Annotated in this window: 10 protein-coding genes; 5 read left to right on the top strand and 5 right to left on the bottom strand. The window is 66.6% G+C overall.

The annotated features are described in order from the left end of the window. Positions 1-12: 12 nt before the first annotated feature. Together J4G12_02460 and J4G12_02455 are read right to left on the bottom strand one after the other, a co-directional pair. A complete protein-coding gene (locus J4G12_02460; GenBank protein MCE2454667.1) occupies positions 13-3,270 on the bottom strand; it encodes an efflux RND transporter permease subunit in 3,258 nt (1,085 codons plus the stop codon). A 142-nt stretch (positions 3,271-3,412) separates the two neighbouring features. Beyond that, positions 3,413-4,627, bottom strand: a complete 1,215-nt coding sequence (locus tag J4G12_02455; GenBank protein MCE2454666.1) for a kynureninase — start codon at positions 4,625-4,627, stop codon at positions 3,413-3,415. Positions 4,628-5,019: 392 nt separating this feature from the next. Here J4G12_02455 and J4G12_02450 point away from each other — a divergent pair, with 392 nt between their 5' ends. After that, on the top strand, positions 5,020-5,661 hold the full coding sequence (locus J4G12_02450; protein MCE2454665.1) for a hypothetical protein: 642 nt from the start codon (positions 5,020-5,022) through the stop codon (positions 5,659-5,661). Positions 5,662-5,757: 96 nt separating this feature from the next. Here J4G12_02450 and J4G12_02445 read toward each other — a convergent pair whose 3' ends face one another. Further along, positions 5,758-5,952, bottom strand: coding sequence for a hypothetical protein (locus J4G12_02445; protein ID MCE2454664.1), 195 nt, complete (start codon positions 5,950-5,952; stop codon positions 5,758-5,760). A 243-nt stretch (positions 5,953-6,195) separates the two neighbouring features. Here J4G12_02445 and J4G12_02440 point away from each other — a divergent pair, with 243 nt between their 5' ends. Continuing rightward, a complete protein-coding gene (locus J4G12_02440; GenBank protein ID MCE2454663.1) occupies positions 6,196-7,746 on the top strand; it encodes a YifB family Mg chelatase-like AAA ATPase in 1,551 nt (516 codons plus the stop codon). 2 nt (positions 7,747-7,748) lie between these two features. On the opposite strand, the gene J4G12_02435 is transcribed toward J4G12_02440, so the two are convergent. Both J4G12_02435 and J4G12_02430 read right to left on the bottom strand, forming a co-directional pair. Then, positions 7,749-9,137 carry an amino acid decarboxylase gene (locus tag J4G12_02435; GenBank protein MCE2454662.1) on the bottom strand — a complete coding sequence of 463 codons (1,389 nt, stop codon included), beginning with the start codon at positions 9,135-9,137 and terminating at the stop codon, positions 7,749-7,751. Positions 9,138-9,158: 21 nt separating this feature from the next. Beyond that, on the bottom strand, positions 9,159-13,439 hold the full coding sequence (locus J4G12_02430) for a HAMP domain-containing protein (GenBank protein MCE2454661.1): 4,281 nt from the start codon (positions 13,437-13,439) through the stop codon (positions 9,159-9,161). 61 nt (positions 13,440-13,500) lie between these two features. On the opposite strand from J4G12_02430, the gene J4G12_02425 reads away from it, so the two are divergent. The 3 genes from J4G12_02425 to J4G12_02415 are packed head-to-tail and all read left to right on the top strand — an operon-like array spanning position 13,501 to position 17,162. Beyond that, positions 13,501-14,298: a hypothetical protein gene (locus J4G12_02425; protein MCE2454660.1), complete on the top strand. Its 798-nt coding sequence runs from the start codon at positions 13,501-13,503 to the stop codon at positions 14,296-14,298. A gap of 35 nt (positions 14,299-14,333) precedes the next feature. Then, entirely contained in the window at positions 14,334-15,845 is a 1,512-nt protein-coding gene (locus J4G12_02420) for a TolC family protein (protein MCE2454659.1), read from the top strand. A 27-nt stretch (positions 15,846-15,872) separates the two neighbouring features. After that, positions 15,873-17,162, top strand: coding sequence for an efflux RND transporter periplasmic adaptor subunit (locus J4G12_02415; GenBank protein MCE2454658.1), 1,290 nt, complete (start codon positions 15,873-15,875; stop codon positions 17,160-17,162).

The following is a 17,162-nucleotide window of genomic DNA, read 5'->3' as shown; positions in this document are numbered from 1 at the left end:
ACGATCGGCCGTTCAGGGCCATGTCCGGCGGTATCGGGGAGCTGCGGAAGCGACCGCCTTGCCGACACCGACATCGGGGCGACTCCGAGCCCTTTCCCGGTGCGCGACCCACCTCAGCCGGACCGAGGTCAGGGCCGGCACCAGAAACATCAGGATGACCGTCGTGAAGAGGACGCCGCACCCGACGGAAGCCGAGAAGGGGACGAAGAACTGCGCTTGAATCGCGTCTTCCAGGATCAGGGGCGTGAAGCCGAGGAAGGTGGTCAGAGAGGTCAGCATGATCGGACGGAACCGCCCCTTGGCTCCCTCGATGATCGCCGTCCGGGTGGGAAGTCCTTTCTCGAGTTCCTGGTCGATGAAGTCGATCATCACGAGCGAGTCGTTCACCACGACGCCGGCCAGGCCGAAGAGCCCGATGAAGGACTCGGAGCTCAGGGCGACGCCCAGAATCCAGTGGCCCAGAATCACCCCGACGAGCCCGAACGGGATCGCGGCCATTATGATGAACGGTTTGGTGTAGGAGCGTAGGGGAATGGCCAGCAGAGAGAAGATCAGGATCATCGCGATTCCGAATCCGGGGCCCAGCGCGTTCATGGATTCCAGCTGCTCCTGCTGTTCGCCCCCGAAGGTGTAGTTCAATTCGGGGTCCTCGGCGACCAGTGGCGCCAGGATCCTGTCTTCCAGAATTCCGGTGGCCCGCCCGCCGGAGATCACTGCCGGATCCACATCCGCCGTCACCCTGACGACCCGCTTGCCGTCCTCGCGATGAATGGCGGTCGGCGACCTGCCCAGACTCAGCGCGGCTACACGGCTGACCGGGACCTCGGCGCCGCTCGCCGTCCGCACGAGGAAGCCTTCGATGTCGGCGATCGAGTTGCGCTGGTCCTCGGGAAGCCGCGCGTAGACGCGAACCTCCTCCCGGCCGCGCTGGACGCGCAACGCTTCCGCGCCGAAGAACGCGCCTCTGGTCTGCGAGGCGAGGTCGGCAAGGGTGAGGTCGAGCGTTCTCGCCTCGGGCAGGAGTTCGAGCTGGATTTCCGGGACGCCGGCCGTGACGCCCGAACGGATGTCGTGGACGCCTCCGACCTCGCGAAGGCCGTCGACGACGGAGGTCGCGAGGACGGCGAGTCGTTCCGGATCCGAATGGGAGAGCACTGCCTCGACGGGGTTGCCCAAAGTGTAGATCTGGCCGCTGATGGTTATGCCGCGCACGTAGGGCGGCGCGCCCACCTCCTCGCGCCAGGCCTGTACGACCTCTCCCGTGGGAATGGTCCGATGCTGAGCTTCCAGAAGCTTCAGCGAAACGGTGGCCACGTTGGCCTCGGGGTTGAGGTTGGGGTTGGGACTCAGACCGCCACCTTCGGCCCCCGCCCGCTGACCCACGGTGATAATGACGCCCGACAGGAGCGGAGGCGCATCGGCGGGCCGATCTTCGGAGAGGGCTTCGATAGCCCGGTGGCCTGCCGCCTCGAGTTCTCGCGCCACCTCGTAGGTGCGTTCGGCCGTGGTTTCGTCGGGCATCTCGAGAGTGGCGATCGCGAAGTCCCCCTCGACCTCCGTCGCGAACGTGAACCGCACGATGCCGGCCGGCACCATGGCGCCGCACACGATGAGCAGCGCGACGGCGACCGAGAGCGTCAATCCGGGTCGGTCGGTCGCGACGCTCACAGCCCGGTGGAGCGGACCCTGAACGAACCTCGCCAATTGAGAATTGACGCGACCCTGATTTCCGACCACGAATCTCTCGAAGCGCGTTCCGGGTTTCCAGTCCGGGCCTTGGAGATGGAGGGAAAGGTGGTTGGGCAGCACCAGAAGCGACTCGATCAGGGAGATCGCCAGCATCGCGATCACGATGGTCGGAAGCGGCTTCCAGGTTTGGCCCACGCCCCCCGGGATGAAGAGTAGTGGGACGAACGCGGCGATCGTCGTGAGCACGGCGAAGATGAGGGGCGTCTTGATCCGTCGCGCACCGCGAATCGCCGCGGCCAGGCCCGGCGTCCCCCGCATTCGTTCGAGATGGACGTGTTCGGAAACGACGATCGCGTCGTCGACGACGATCCCGATGGCGAGGACGAACGAGAACAGGGAGACCGCGTGGATCGCCATGTCGAACGCGAACATGACGGCCAAGGCGCCGACGGCCGAAATCCCGAGACCGACCGCCACCCAGAACGCGAGCCGGAGTTCGAGAAAGAGCCCCAGAGCGATCAGTACAAGCAGAAGCCCGATGAGACCGTTCTTGATGAGGATGGCGGCACGCTCTTCGAATGCGCCCGATTCGTCGTTCCAGATGGTGACGTTCACACCCTCCGGGAGGGAGGGGACGACCTCGTCGGCGAGGTGGCCTCGAACGGCTCCCACCACGTTCATCACCCTCTCCCCGTCGGCCCTCGAGACCTCTATGAAGACCGCCGGCAAGCCGTCGTGCCTGACGATCAGACCAGTGGCTTGGAACCCGTCACGTACGTCGGCGACATCGCCCAACCGGACCGCGGCGCCGTCGGTGCGGCCGATGAGGACGATATCCTCGAAGTCCTGCTGATCGTAGCTCTGTCCCAGCGTGCGTACCCGGACCCGGGACTGTTCGGTGTCGATGCTTCCGGCGGACAGGTTCAGCGAGCCGCGACGAATGGCGTTGGCAACGTCTTCCAGCGTGAGACCGAGGGCTCGCAGTCGCTGCAAGGGCACCTCGATCGAGATCTCGTAGTTGCGCACGCCGCTCGTCTCCACCAGTGAGACGGAGGGCAGCGCGGCGAGCTCGTCCTCGATGCCGTACGCGATCCCCTTCAGCGACCGCTCGCTCACATCGCCGTAGACGATCAGGCGCAAGACGCTCAGCGCGTTGGTCAGCTCCCGGATCTGGGGACGTTCGGCCTCGCCCGGAAAAGTCTGAATGCGAGCGACCGCCGCCTCGACATCGGCCAGCGCGTCGTTCATGTCCGTGCCCGAGCGCATCACCACTCTGACCGAAGCCATGCCGGGGGCGGCAACCGATCTCACCGACTTCACGCCGTCCAACCCGTCGACCTCGTCTTCGATCTTCGCGACGATGGCCTCCTCCACGTCTTCCGGGGAGGCGCCCGGATAGGCCACGGAGACCTCCACCTGGTTGAAGGGCACCGTGGGCCACGATTCCAGCTCGAGTCCAAGCAAAGACGCCACGCCGGCGACGAGTATGGCGATCATCAGGAGGTTGGCGGCGACACCGTTTCCCGCCATGTAGGCGATGGGACCGGGAGCTTCTCCGTGACCGCGCGGCTTGTTCGGCATCGATTGACGTCTCTTGAGTGGCTGACCGCAATCTTGCGATCGGGACCGCCGCCGGTCAACCGTCATCGTCGGTCAGCCGATGGATTTCCGCCCTGCCGAACCGAGCCTGCCAGGGACCATTTCCCGACTCACCCGCACCGAGCTAGCGAGCGGCGGCCGCCCGTCGCTTCCCTGGAGCCGGGTCACAGCGGATCCCCTTGAGGCACTCCCCGAGGACGGCGACCGCATCGTCGAGCTGCTCATCGGTGACGTAAGGGGCCGGGCCCAGGCGCAGCGTACTTCCTCGGAAATCGGTGTGGACTCCTTGCTCCCTAAGGGCTCGACAGAGTTCGCCGGCCCGGGGCGAAAGGAGCGTCAGGAAACCGCCCCGGCTACTCAGCGGCATCGACCGGTCCCGGCTCAGCAGCGACGGATCGGAGTCGAGCTCGTCCACGCCCGCCGCCAACCGGCGGATCTGCCGCAGACCAACCTCGCGCAGGCGTTCGGTGGATAACCGCTGGCGATCGAAGAACCCGAACACGGCGGCCGCCCGATAGTGGCTGACCGGATCGTAGGTGCTTCCGGCGAAGCGCAGGTGGCCTCCGCCGTAGATGACCTCGCTGCCGCGCGGGGCTTCCGCCAGCGTGCCGAACTCCGCGAACCATCCCGTGATCACAGGTTGCAGCGAACACCTGGTCGGAAACCGAAGAAAACAGTTCCCCTCGCCCATTTGGCAGTATTTGTAGCCGCCGCCTGTCACGAACGCGTTCTCCAGGCGCATGTCGACGACGGAGAACGGCACCGCATTGAGCGAGTGGTAGGCGTCCACTAGAAGTTCCGCCCCCACGCGTTCACAAGCCGCAGCCACACGATCAAGGTCTTCCACGATCCGGGCATCCCGAAACAACACGGATGAAATCAGCACCGCCGAGGTATGATGGTCGACCGCTTCGATCACTCTCGCGGCTATCGACGCCCGCCCGTCCACAGGTATCCGGACAATCTCGACACCCTCCGCCGCCAGCCGGTCGAGCTGCCGTCGGATGGAGTGGAACTCGCCGTCCGTGGTAACGAGCCGAGGACGTTTTCGCAGGGGCAGAGCCGACAGAAATCGAAGCACCAGTTCGTGCGTGTTCTGACCGAGGGCGATGTGGCCGTCCGGATCGTCCAGGAGTCGGCGGTATCCCGCCCGAACTTCGTCCGCCACCGCGAACGCCCGGTCCCACTTGTGGTCCACGAGCTCGGCGGCATCGAGCCAGGCCTGGGCCTGAGCCTCGAACGCGAGGTCGGGCCACGCCTGGTGCGAATGTCCGGTCAGCAGTACCCGTTTCGTGACGCTGAAGCGCGAGTAGTGACGGGCGAGCTGGCGAGAGTCGATGCCATCGGATGAGCTCCGCGCCCTTCGGAACGAACCCTCGGCAGCCGGGGGCCGATTGGAGTCGACGTCGGCCTCGGCGGTCACTGGAAAATTCTGGGCCTCCGTGCTCAAGGAACCGCTCGATCTTCGGCGTTTAGCAGCATTTGGCGAAGCTCGCGAGAGCACCCGGAGCGATGTAGCTGCCGCGCACGGCGCAACGAGGGACGAACGGCACGACCAATCGCCCGAAGAGCGACCCGGACCGGCGCGGATGCGGCGGCGGGCTTCCGCAGGAGGCTTTGTCCACGGGCTGTCAGCCTCATAACGAAACGTCCCCCATAGCGACCGGTCGCCCTACCGCGGGTCGGCAGGATCACTCAATATAAGTCATGCCCCATGGAGAACCGAACCGCATGAGCACCGTACTCCACCCGCATGGAGGAAGGCGCGCGAGGCATCGGGCGTGGAGAGCGGGCATCCGGGCCGCCGCGCTCGCCCTGATCGGCGTCCCCGGCGGTGCGTTCGCCATGCCGAGGCTGGACGTAACGGCCTCGGGCCCGGAGATGGCGCGCACAAGCGATAACGACATCTCCGCACTCGGAAAATCGCGAACCGCCTCCGATACCATCCTCCTCGTATGGGGCGGTCTCGACGATGACGGCGCCCCGTACCTCAGGCCTTCCTTCTTCTTTGACGCCTCGCCCTCGCTGCCCCGGACCGGCGGCCCCTGGTCGATCAGCGGCAAGGACTCCGACGGATCCGTGCTGTTTTCAATATCCTTCGTCATGGCGGAGATCGCGGACGCCGGCGATGCCGGAGCCGGGTTCACCTTCTCGGTGCCGGTGACCTGGAAGGAGGAACTGGCACAGATCACCCTCCGAGGCCCGAGGGGCTCGGCGAAGCTCGACCGCGATTCCGACACGCCCATGACGATCCTGCGAGATCCCGAGACGGGCCGGATTCGCGCCATTCTCGACGGTCCGCCCTCGGAAGTGGACCAAGAGGCGGTGGGACCGAATCTCGAGGTCATTTTCAGCCGGGGCATCCCAAGGTAGACGGCCGGGCGGGACGTGCACTCACGACCTGCGAATCCTTCCGCGCGAGCGTCGAGAGCGGAACGTGCTCGAGAGCTCGGTCAGGTCCCTAAGGGCTCACGTCGAACAGGTCATGTCCTTCGCGCAGCACATCGGCGACTTGACCTTGCCGCACCCCTCGGGACACTCGGATACCTGAACCGAGCCACCGTTCTCAAGAGTGAGAGTCCCGTGCTCGAGCTCCTTGCCGCACCTGCCGCAGGTCATGGTGCCGATGCTCATTCCGCATGCTTCGCAGACGTACGCGGCCATTGTCGCCTCCTTGGCTGTCTGACGTGTGTAAGATGAGCGCCCATATCGTCCGCCGCCGCGACGGCCCACGTGAAAAACGGAAGCTCACCGTGGTCGGGTAGTCTACTTGATCGACCATGGGCCGGCAACGTGCTTCGGGCGCCCGGTAGGGTCGAGGCCGTTCGACCCGGTCCACGGACCGACGGCGCGTCGTCGTCCCAAAACGACATTCGAACGCCCCGCCCGAACATTTAGCCTTGATGCATGCTTTCAAGTATCGTCACCGGGGCGATCCAGGGCGTCGAGTCGTTCATCGTCAACGTCGAAGTCAATCTCGCTGCGGGACTGCCGGCTTTCACCGTCGTCGGACTCCCGCAAGGAGCGGTGCGGGAGGGGCGTGAACGGGTAGCCGCCGCCCTTCGCAACACGGGCCGTCCCATTCCCGTGCGCCGAGTGACCGTCAACCTCGCGCCCGGAAACGTCCGCAAGGAAGGGACCGGCTTCGATCTCCCGATCGCCGTCGGTCTTCTCGTCGCTACCGGCGTCATCGACCGTACCGCTGTCGAGGGGCGGGCCTTCGTCGGCGAACTCGGCCTCGACGGCGCTCTGAAGCCGGTCCGCGGAGTCCTGTCCATGACGGCGGCGTTCGCGAAGGCGGAGATCGCCACCGTGTTCTTACCCGCCGCCAACGCGCCCGAGGCGAGCGTCGTCGGCGGAATAGAGGTTCGTGCCGCCTCCTCGCTCGCCGAGGTGCTCGCATGCCTTTGCGAGGGCGCATCTCTGCCGAGCGTGTCGGTCGATCCGGCCGGACTCATCGACACCCGGGACGCCGACATTCCCGACCTCTCCGACGTCAGGGGCCAAGCGCTCGCCAAGCGGGCCCTCGAGATCGCTGCGGCCGGCGGCCACAATCTCATACTTGTCGGCCCGCCGGGCACGGGGAAGACGATGCTGGCGCGCAGGCTGGAGGGCATTCTTCCGCCGCTCTCGGTCGAAGAAGCCGTCGAGACCACCGAAGTGCACTCCGTCGCCGGTGAGCTTCCCGACGGCGCGGCGCTCGTCACCCGGCGTCCGTTCAGATCTCCTCACCACACGGTCAGCTACGCCGGGCTCATCGGCGGGGGGGCGCCGATCCGACCGGGAGAGACGTCGCTCGCGCACAACGGCGTGCTCTTCCTCGACGAGCTCGCCGAGTTCAGACGCTCCGTTCTCGATGTCCTGCGCCAGCCGCTCGAGGAGGGGACGGTGCGCATATCCCGGGCTCGGGCGGCGGCACGGTTCCCGGCGCGCTTCATGCTCGTCGCGGCAATGAACCCCTGCCCGTGCGGATTCTCGGGAGACGGAAGCGGGCGCTGCATCTGCGAGCCCAACCAGGTGAGACGCTACCTGGGCAGGATCTCCGGTCCTCTGCTCGATCGAATAGACCTCCATGCGCAGTTGGCCGTCGTACCTTTCGACCGACTCGTCGAGGAAGCCGCGGGAGTGTCGAGTCCTGGGCTCCGACGGTGCGTGATCGCCGCCCGCAAGGTTCAGGCGGAGCGGCTCGCTGAGGGATCGGGAAGCCGGGTCGCCACCAACGCGGAAATGGGCGCCAAGGCGCTCAGGCGTTGGTGCAGGCCTTCACCTTCGGTCGCGCATTTGCTCCAGAAGGCCGTGGACCGGCTCAACTTTTCGGCGCGCGCCTACCACAGGATCCTCAAGGTGGCCCGCACGGTGGCCGACCTCGCGAGTGAACGGGATTTACGCGAGGAACACGTGTTGGAGGCTCTCCAGTTCCGCACCCTCGATCGGGGGCCCGGACAATCGGAGGCGTAGATCTACCCCACTTCCCTCGCCGCCTCCCGCAGCAACTCCCAGAGCTCCTCCACGTGACGCCGTTCGGTGCGGATGTTGCCGATCGCCACGCGCAGCGCCACCCGGCCGCCGACTCGAGTATGCGTGATGAAGGCGCGCCCCGAATCGTTGACGTACTCGAGGATCGCGAAATTGCCAGCGTCGTCGCCCCGGCGGCGGAAGACGGTCGTGGCAAGAGGCGAAGAGGCGACCCTCTCCCACCCCTCCTCGGCGTCGATCCATCCCTCCAGACTGCGGCACCACGCCATGTGGCCGGCAAGCCTTTCGACCAGGCCCGAGCGTCCGAAGCAACTGAGGGTCAACCAGAGCTTGAGAGACCGAAACCGGCGCCCCAGCGCGAGGCCGTAGTCCGTAAGATCGCCCTGGGCCGCTCTCCTGCCCTCCAGGTACTCGGGTCTGACCGAGAACGCGCGCCGAAGGTCATCCGGATTTCGGCAGAACAGCACCGAGCAGTCGATGGGCGTGAAGAGCCACTTGTGCGGATTCACGACCACGGAGTCGACGTCCTCCCAGCCCGCGAAACGGCGACGTACCGCAGGGACCATCGCAGCGACCCCGCCGTAAGCGGCGTCGGCGTGGACCCAGGCGCCGAAACCGCGCGCCGCGCGGGCGATCCCGGCTATGGGATCGATGGCGGCGGTCGAGGTCGTGCCGAGCGTCGCGACCACCGCCACGGCCCGGTCCCCCCGCTCCGCGTCCTTCCGCATCGCCTCCTCCAGAGCGACCGGACACATGCTCAGGTTCGCGCGGGTCCTCACCGATCTCGGCTTCCCGAGTCCGACCGCGCGCGCAGCCTTCTCGACCGACGAATGAGCCTCCTCCGAGGCGTAGACCCGGCCCCTGGGCGCTCCGAAGAGGCCGCGCTCCTCCGCGTCCGGGTAGACGCGGGCGCGAGCCGCCGCGAGGGCGTGCATCGTGGACGAAGACGCGGTGTCGTTGATCACGCCCACCTCGTGGGGAAGACCGAGCAGCCGGCCGAGCCAACCGGTCACCGCCAGTTCCAGCTCGGTTCCCGCCGGCGAGGCCTGCCACACCATGGCGTTGGTGTTGAGCACCGCCGCCAGCATCTCCCCAAGGGCGCCGGGGCCCGACCCGCCGGCCGGGAAGTATCCGAAGAAGGAGGGATGAGCCCAGTGGGTCAGCGCGGGAACGATCAACTCGTCGAATTCCCGCATGAGATCGTCGAAGCCGCGCCCCTCCTCAGGCGCTTCGGGAGCGAGCGCCGCGAGCACCGTTCCGGGCTCGGACCGTGCGCGGACCGGAAGCGACTCGACGCGCTCCAGAAAGTCGGCGTTCCATTCGGCGACTCGGCGGGCCTGCCTACGGAACTCGGAGAGTGGAAGGTCGGTCATGGTCGGTCATCCCTCTTGGCGTCAGGCATCCTCGCTCCAGATCTTGAGCTCCAGCCTCACCGCCGCGCCTTCCCCTTCGGTGCTCGTGACGCCGACCTTACCTTCCCAGCTCGTGACGATCCGTGAGACTATCGCGAGGCCGAGCCCGGATCCGCCCGATCGAGTCGAGAACCTCGGTTCGAAAATGCGCGCCTGTATCGCTTCAGGTATGCCGCAGCCGTCGTCCTCCACGTCGATCAGGACCTTGCCTCCGAACTTCCGGGCGGTCACGACGATGACGCCGTCCTCGACAACCGCCCGGCGAGAGTTCTCCAGAAGATTCGCCAGCACCTCCTTGAGTTCGTCGCGTCGTGCCGAAACCGCCGGCAGATCCGGCGGGATCACGGCCCGGAAGGTAATCGGGGAGCCTCCACTTCCATAGAGGCGCACGACCTCGGACACCACATCGCCCGCATCGACCGGGGCCACCGGTGCGCCGATGTCCTCTCCCGGCACGTCGAAGCGGCGGAAGCTCTTGGCCATGGTCGCCAGACTCTCGATCTCGGTAAGCATCACCTCGACGTTGCGCATGAGGATGTCCTCGAATTCCTCGTCCTTCCTCTTCCAGGCCCTGCGGAGATGCTGAACGGCGAGCTTCATGGGAGTCAGGGGGTTCTTGACGTCGTGCGCCACCTGCCTCGCCATGGTTCCCCAGGCCAGCACCCTCGCGCTGCGGAGCTCGTCGGTGATGTCGTCGAGCGTCACGACCACTCCCCTGCTGTCGAGGGACTGCGAACGGAACCGCCGCGCCCTGACCCTCACGCTCCGCTCTCCGTCCTTCAGTTCAGCGGTGTTTTCGTCCTCGTCACCCGCCAGAAAGCTTCGCAGCCAAGGTCCGAGAGCCTCGCCGAGCTCGCCGTCCTCCGGGACCGGGTCTCCCACCCTGATCTCCCTCCGCAGGATCTCGCCCGCTGAAGGGTTTACGAGGATCACATGGGCGTCGTCGTCGAGTGCGACCATCCCCGCGGACGCCTCGTTCATGATGTCCTGAGTGCGTCGGGTAGTGCGGTTCAGCGCGTCACGGGCATCCGCCAGATTCTTCACCATCTGGTTGAAGGCGGTGAAGACGACGCCGAACTGATCGTTCCGTTCGCCGGGCAGACGAACCGCCAGATCGCCCTTTCCCACGACCTCGGACGCCTTGCGCAGCTCTTCCATGGGAGAACTGAGCGCGCGACCGCTCAACCAGGCGAGCGAGAAAGAGAGCAGAGCGCCCACGAGGAGGGCGAAGGCTAGCAATTCGATCAGGTCGGTGGTCCGGATGGCCGTGGTGCCGGCCTGGAATGGAACCTGAGCCCCGAGGATATCCCCGTCGGGAAGCCGGCGGTAGGCGGTCACGTAGCGCCAGTCCCCCAACGAGGTCTCGGTGAGGCCGGCGACGCCTTCGCTGCCGTCGAGCCGGAGGTGCTCCCGCATCGGCATCCAACCCTCGTAAAGGCCGAGCTCCACCAGCTCCGACACCGATCCTCCGCCGCGCAGCTCCCCTCCCCGGTACTCTAGCAGTTCCGCCCTCACCTGGCGGGATAGGGCTTCGATTCTCTGGCCGGGCGCCGCCTCCACGGCGGCGAAGGATGCGACCGCATCCGACACCACCCTTTCGGCTATGACGCGGGCCGACCGCACCGCCGCCTGATTCAGGGTGCGGTACGCGAGGGTGCCGAAGATGGCCACGGCGAGCACGAAGAAGCCGAAGAGGGCCATCGTCACCCGCGCCCGGAACGAGCGCATGAGAGAGCCGGCGCTCAACCCCTCCGGAACGAGCTCCCCTGCCAGCGCTCTCCCGATCAGCCAGAACGCGAGGAGGAAGACGAAGCCGATCAGGAAGACGATGGTGCCCCGCGCGGCGATCATGAGCGCACCCGGCATCGCTACGCGATAGTGGGCGTGCAGAAGATCGTCCACGAAGCACAGGTCGCGGGTAACCTGCCAGACCGTCTCCGTCCGGGCCCAGTTCGGCGGTTCGCTGACACAAGGTCGGCCGTCCGCCAGCGAGTCCCGCGCTTCCAGAGGAGGAGGGATCAGGACGAGCTCGGATGCGCCCGCCATCGGCCAGCCGTCGCTGCTCGGGACGCCGCCGACCAGGGCTCCCAGCGTCGAGCGGACCGACCCCGCCGGCAGAGCCGCCGCGGTCACCGTGAGGACGGCGCCGTTCACAAGGGGGCGCACGACCAGGTAGTAGGCGTCATACCGGGATAGTTCGAAGACCCTGGTGCCTCCCGCGGCGGTGGCGATCGCCTCCTCTTCCAGAGCCATCAGCTCCCGGTGGCGCTCTTCGGTCTCCACGCCGATCCTGAGTTCCTCCCTGGAAGACCCGGCCGGGTCGTTCACCGCTATCCGCAGCGGATATCGCGACCGAGTCAGTCCGCTCGCTCGCCACGCCCCGTACATGACCTCGACCTCCGAAAGGCCCGTCGCCGTCAGGGAGTCCGCCGACTCGGCTAGGATTCGCAGCGACTGCTCGAGGTCGGGCTCGTCGACGGCTTCCAGCACGTTCAGCAGGTCGGCCCCGTCCTCTATCTCCGACTGCAGGGCGCTCGACCACACCATGGGTAGCGCCGCGCTCCCCCCCACGACCGCCGCAGAGGCCCACAGCAGCGCGAAACGCCCTCTCTCCGCCAAGCCGGAGAGTGCCAGCACGAACGCAAATCCCGTCAGCGCGGAGAGAGCGGGCCACCACTCGGGCAGGACGGCCAGATAGACGACCAGAGCCGCCCCGCCCGAAGCCGTTGCCAGAGCGAACAGAGCGCCGGCCACGCCGAAATACAGCCGTCCGCGGGCCTTTCTCGGCTCGGCGCTTATGCGCAGACTGTCGCGAACCAGCCCCAGCGCCGCCGCGGTAACGAGAGTGAGCAGCCCTGTGAGCGCGACCGCGAACCCTATCATGCTCAGCCTGCCGTCCGCATGGCCGAGCGGACCCAGTCCGTCCAGGAACCAGACCGTCGCCCGCCACAGCCCGACCCCCAGAGCCATGGTCACGAGCCATGCCGGCAGGCGAGCCCTCACCGGACCGACCGCCGCCGCCAGCGCGAGCACGGCACCGATCACCATGATGAAGCGGCCCAACGTCATCGGCACGGGCCCCTGCAGTCGGAACGTCTCCACATCGAAGAGCGTGGAGAGAGCGGCGAACTCGCCGACCGGAAAGGTCGCGGCGATCAGCAGCAGGATCGACGCCTGCGCCGGCGCTCCGAGGAACCTGCGCGAAGACCCCTTCGCGAAGCGACGCGGGTCGCGGACGGCGAGCAGCATCCATGCAAGCAGAGCCATGACGGCGATGCGCAGACGCCACGGATCGAGTAAGCGCGCCGCCCGTTCGTTCGGGACGGGCTCGTCGATCGTGACGCTGAAGAGGACGCTGTCGTCGGGAAGCGACGTCAGCACGGTACCCTCGACCGCGCCCTCGGCGACCGGCTCGGCTAGGCCGGATCCCGGCCGGGTCATCGGGACTCGAACGTCGCCCAAGGTCACGTCGAAGGTCGTCTCGCCGGAGATCCCAGGTCGCGTCACGGAGACCCGCTCGCCCACATCCCGTGCGAACTCGGTTGTGAAATCCCCCGGCCGTGCCACCAGAGCGGGCGAGAGATCCGTTCGGATCAGCAGCGCCGCGACTGCGGTTTCCCCGCTGCCGGTGATCGCCGCGACATGGAGGTAGGCGAACAGGGGCTGGTCCAGGTACGAATAGAGATTGAGACCGCCCTGCACCTCCGGCGGGACCTGTCCGCGGTGCACGCCGTCCCAGGCAAGGAGGTTGGCGGTGGACGAGTAGAGCGCGAGCGCGGCCAGACCGGCCTCCGAACGCAGGGTCCGGAGAGGGGCGGCAGCGTCCGTGCTCACCGGCCCGCTCCTGAGCTCGGGCATCTCATGGAGGACGACCGCGGCTTCGTAGGCACCGGCGACCCGATCGCTCAGCCGCTCCCTGAACTCGTCTTCAAGCCACTCGCTGCGACTGTTCCAGTAGGCCTCCCATCCGTTAACGGTCTCCGTCGCCCTGTGATCGACCCAAAAGGCTGCGGTCACTCCCAGGAGAGCAACCGCGATCCCGAGAGTCCAGGTCACATTCCTCAGCAGAAGACGTCCCGCCACCAAGATCCCGACTCCGGCCGCCGCAGCGAAGAGCGCGCCGCTCCACCCGAGCGCGGCCCAGAGAGACAGGCCGCCCACTCCGATCCAGGCGCCCAGCCAGGCGAAGGTTTCGACGGTGCGTCGAACCGGCCCGGGGCGGCGGGCCGACCGCGTTCGTTCGGAGGTTGGTGAATTGGGCACCGGCGGCGGCTATTGAGAAAAGGAACCGGCTTGGACGGCTAGCGTAGGGAGTGGCATGAGGATGAAGATACCGAACCGGAGGGTATTGCACGCGACGGCATGGCTGATCCCGCTCGCCGCCTCCGTCTCGACGACGCCCGCCTTCGTGCGAACGGGCTTCCACGCGTCGCAGGTCGGGGTGATGGACGAGGGCGCTTTCCGCATAACGGTTGAAGGCGTTCCTGTCGGTACCGAGGAGTTCGTGATCCGCAGCCTCGGCGACGCCTCGGGCGCGTATCTGGCCAACGCGAGAGTGGAACTCGGGGGCAGTGTCCGGACCACGATTCTGAGGGCGAGCGCCCCGGACGGCGAGAGCGAGGTCTACGAGCTCTCTTTAGAGGGCGATCCCGAGTCATTCACCGTATCGATCCCCGCCTTCTCGACTCCTCGCTTCAATTCGACTTACACTTCGGAATACGGCCAGGAGACGAGGGAGTACGCGGGCAATCCTCTTACTCGGGTGCTGGAGGCGCAGGTCGCCCACCATCACTTCTTTCTGGCCGCTCTGGAGCCTGGGGAGGTCGTCCCGGTAATCGTCCCGGGCGAGCGCAGATCGGGGCGGATCGAGGTCACTGCGGAAGAGGATGACCTGTTGACCGTCGGCGGAGTCGAACTCCCAACCCGCAAGGTCGCTTTCGCGGGCATGGGAGAGGGACACTTCGTCTGGTTCGACGCCCGGAATCGCGTCATCCGGGTCGAGATCCGGGAGCACCGGTATGTGGCGGAACGAACCGAGGTAGGGACCGGAGCGCTCAGCGTTTTTCGCCCCCGAGTGTCCGAAACCATGCCCCTCGGCTCTCCGTACCTTCCACAGTCGTAACCAACAGGGACTCAAGGACCAAGGAACCTCTACGTATGCTCACCACGCCGCCGGCGCTCCGTCGGCACGCGCTGTTCGTTTGCGCCGTTCTCTCGATCACGGCCTCCGGTGTCGCCGCTCAGGCGACAGCTCGAGGCCCGCTCACCCTCGACGACGCCATCGGCATCGCCACGCGCAACAATCCGACCTACCTCCAGTCCACCAACGACCATCGAGTGGCGGATTGGGACGTTCGGAACGCCTATTCCGCATTTCTGCCGTCGATATCCGCCAACACGGGCGTCTCGTGGCAGGGAGGCGGTGAACAGCGCTTCGGATCGCTCACGCTCGGCGACCTCGGGTACGCCAATCAGCCTTCGTACTACTTCTCCAACTACGGACTCAGCCTGGGGATGGGGTTCTCCTTCGCCAGCCTCAAGGGACCCGCTCAGGCCAAGGCGAACCGCAAGGCCGTCGCGGCCGCCGGGGCGACGGCCAACCACAACCTGGTATCGCAGGTAACTCAGGCCTACGTGGATGTTCTGCGCCAGATGGAGGGACTCAGGCTCGCGGAGCTTCAGCTCGAAAACGCGGCCTTGAACCTCGAGCTGGCCGAGGGCCAATTCGAGGTGGGCGCGGTGACTTCCATAGATGTGGGAACCGCCGCCGTTCAGGTTGGACGCGCCGAAGTGAGCGTCCTCCAGGCCGGGAACGCCGTCGAAACCTCCCGTAGAAGGCTGCTCCAGCAACTGGGGATCACTGGCGATCCCGAGTTCGTGCTCACGACCACCTTCGAGCTCGAGGAGCCGCTATGGGAAGAGCACGAGCTCATCGACGTCGCCTTCGTCGAGAACCCCGTACTGATAGCCGGCCGAGCGAATCAGGAGGCGGCCGATCTCGGGGTCGAGATCTCGAGGACCGCCTACCTGCCGTCTTTTTCCGTCTCCACCGGCTGGAGCGGATTCACCAGACAGGCCAGCTCGGTCGACGGCCAGATCGCTCAGGCGCGAGCTGCGGTCGCTTCTCAACGGGCTTCCTGCGAGACCATCAACGATCTCTACTCGCGCCTGGCCCGTCCCCTCCCCCCCCAGGACTGCTCGGGAATCGAGTTCACCGACGCCACCCGTCGGGCAATCGAGGACGCCAACTCCCAGTTCCCCTTCAGTTTCCAAGGCTCTCCTCCGTCCGTCTCCTTCAATGTGAGCGTCCCAATCTTCCAGGGGCTGGGCAGGGAGAGGAACGTCGAGGCGGCTCGGGTTGCGAGCCAGGACCAGGCGCACCAGTTGCGCGAGCGGGAGCTGGCCGTGACCGCCGACATCCTGATAGCGGTCGGCAACGTCAGGACGGCATATCGGAGCGCGGAGCTCGAGTCCCGCAATCGGGATCTGGCCGACACCCAGCTCACCTTGGCACGGGAAAGATACCAGTTGGGCGTCATCACCTTCGTTGAACTAACCAACGCGCAGACGCTGTTCGCCCAGGCGGAACGCGACCGCGCCATCGCCTTGTTCGCATATCACGACGCGGTCACGGCTCTCGAGGCGTTCGTCGGTCGCCGGCTGCGCTGACCCCCCATTTTCTCCAGCCTCAGGCACATGAGCAACACACTCAAGGCGATCATCGCCGTAGGCATAGTCGGCATTCTGGCCGCCGCCGCCGTAATCTCCCGCAACCGAGACGACTCGGTCGGCACACTCGTGCGAGTGGCCACGGTCGAGGCCCGCGATCTCTTCCAGTTCGTGGAGGCCAGCGGCAACATCCGGGCCGTGCGCACGGTCGACATCAGCTCCGACGTTTCCGCCAAGGTCACCGAGGTTCTGGTGGAAGAGGGCGACTACGTCAAGAGCGGGCAGGTGCTCCTGCGTCTGGAGCCCGACCGCTACCAGGCCGCCCTAGACCGGACCGAGGCCGCGCTCGCCCAGTCGAACGCCGGTCTCCAGCAGCAGCAGGCCAGTCTCGCGAGCGCAACGCGCGCTCTCGAAAGAATGGAAGGCCTCGATGCCCGCGGCGGCAACGGTCTCGTTTCCGACCAGCAGCTCGAGGACGCACGCACGCAGTTGCAGATCGCGGAGGCCAACGTGTCCTCGGCCCGCCACGGCGTCGAGCAGGCCGAGGCCGCGGTGAGCGAAGCCGGGGAGGAACTCTCCAAGACCGTCTTCACCGCCCCGATGGACGGCCGGGTCACCCGCCTCAATGTCGAGGAGGGAGAAACGGTCATAATCGGGACGATGAACAACCCCGGAAGCCTGGTGCTCACCATCTCCGACCTCTCGGTAATGGAGGTCGTCGTCAAGGTCGACGAAACCAACGTCCCGGACATCTCGATCGGCGACGACGCCGTCGTGGCCATCGACGCCTTCCCCGAAATGGAGTTCCTCGGTACGGTCACGGAGATCGGCAACTCGGCCATCGTGCCCCCGTCGCAGCAGAACACCGGCACGCAGGCGGCGATCGACTTCGAGGTCGTGATCACCCTCGCTCCCACAGGGGTCGAGCTCAGGCCCGACCTCTCCGCTACGGCGGAAATCGTCACCGAGCGGCGCGTGGGCACCCTCTCGGTGCCCTTCATCGCCCTGACGGCCCGCGAAGGGGACGGCGGCATGATCAGGCGGGACGACGGCAACGAGGAAGAGACCTCCGTCGGCCTCAATCGGAGCTTGTCGAGCACCGAGGAGGAGGCCGAGCCGGTCGAGGGCGTTTTCACGATCGAGGGCGGAATCGTGACCTTCACACCGGTTGAGGTGGGGATCACGGGCCGCGACTACTTCGAGGTCGTGGCCGGAGTCAGCCAGGGCGACTCGGTGGTGGCGGGGCCTTATCAGGCGGTGCGGATCCTTGACACGGGCGACCGGATCCGGGTCAGCGACAGGCCGGTGGTCAACTGA

The sequence above is a fragment of the Gemmatimonadota bacterium genome (assembly GCA_021295815.1).
In the GTDB taxonomy this organism is placed as follows: domain Bacteria; phylum Gemmatimonadota; class Gemmatimonadetes; order Longimicrobiales; family Gaopeijiaceae; genus JAGWBQ01.
The sequence above is the reverse complement of the archived record's forward strand: the minus strand, read 5'-3'. Positions and strand labels throughout refer to the sequence as shown.

Excerpts from the sequence above, each read along its gene's own strand:
- J4G12_02460 (MCE2454667.1), bottom strand. The coding sequence starts at position 3,270 with ATGCCGAACAAGCCGCGCGGTCACGGAGAAGCTCCCGGTCCCATCGCC.
- J4G12_02450 (MCE2454665.1), top strand. The coding sequence starts at position 5,020 with ATGAGCACCGTACTCCACCCGCATGGAGGAAGGCGCGCGAGGCATCGG.
- J4G12_02445 (MCE2454664.1), bottom strand. The coding sequence starts at position 5,952 with ATGGCCGCGTACGTCTGCGAAGCATGCGGAATGAGCATCGGCACCATG.
- J4G12_02440 (MCE2454663.1), top strand. The coding sequence starts at position 6,196 with ATGCTTTCAAGTATCGTCACCGGGGCGATCCAGGGCGTCGAGTCGTTC.
- J4G12_02435 (MCE2454662.1), bottom strand. The coding sequence starts at position 9,137 with ATGACCGACCTTCCACTCTCCGAGTTCCGTAGGCAGGCCCGCCGAGTC.
- J4G12_02425 (MCE2454660.1), top strand. The coding sequence starts at position 13,501 with ATGAAGATACCGAACCGGAGGGTATTGCACGCGACGGCATGGCTGATC.
- J4G12_02420 (MCE2454659.1), top strand. The coding sequence starts at position 14,334 with ATGCTCACCACGCCGCCGGCGCTCCGTCGGCACGCGCTGTTCGTTTGC.
- J4G12_02415 (MCE2454658.1), top strand. The coding sequence starts at position 15,873 with ATGAGCAACACACTCAAGGCGATCATCGCCGTAGGCATAGTCGGCATT.